Genomic DNA, 559 nt, shown 5'->3' on the forward strand with positions numbered 1-559 from the left:
CGCCGGGCACCTGGACACGGTACCGCTGCCGAGCGTGGCAGGCTCGCGCGGCACCGTCCCGTCGGAGTGGGACGGCTCGGTGCTCTACGGGCGCGGTGCTACCGACATGAAGGGCGGGGTAGCCGTGCAACTGGCCTTGGCCGCAGAGCTCACCGCACCGGGCCGGGACGTCACCTACGTGTTCTACGACCACGAGGAAGTGGAAGCATCGCTGAGCGGCCTGGGCCGGTTAGTGCGCAACCACCCGCAGCTGCTCCAGGGCGACTTCGCGATCCTGCTGGAACCAACCGACGGCACGGTGGAAGGCGGCTGCAACGGCACCGCCCGGTTCGAGGCCAGCACCGTCGGACAAGCAGCACACTCGGCTCGGGCGTGGATGGGGGTCAACGCCATCCATGCTGCCGCGGAAATCCTGGGCCGGCTCCGTGACCATGAGCCGGCCACCGTGACCGTGGACGGGCTGGAGTACCGCGAGAGCCTGAACGCCGTGAAAATCAATGGCGGCACCGCCGGGAATGTCATCCCGGACAGCACAACGGTGGAAATCAACTACCGGTTC

At 68.0% G+C, this 559-nt stretch carries 1 protein-coding gene; it reads left to right on the forward strand.

What is annotated here, in order from left to right:
• Positions 1–559: M20/M25/M40 family metallo-hydrolase (locus ACMX2H_RS18975; RefSeq protein WP_414962837.1), on the forward strand; the 559-nt coding region annotated here is incomplete at both ends.

It is taken from the genome of Arthrobacter sulfonylureivorans (genome assembly GCF_047607445.1).
Taxonomy (GTDB): Bacteria; Actinomycetota; Actinomycetes; order Actinomycetales; family Micrococcaceae; genus Crystallibacter; species Crystallibacter sulfonylureivorans_A.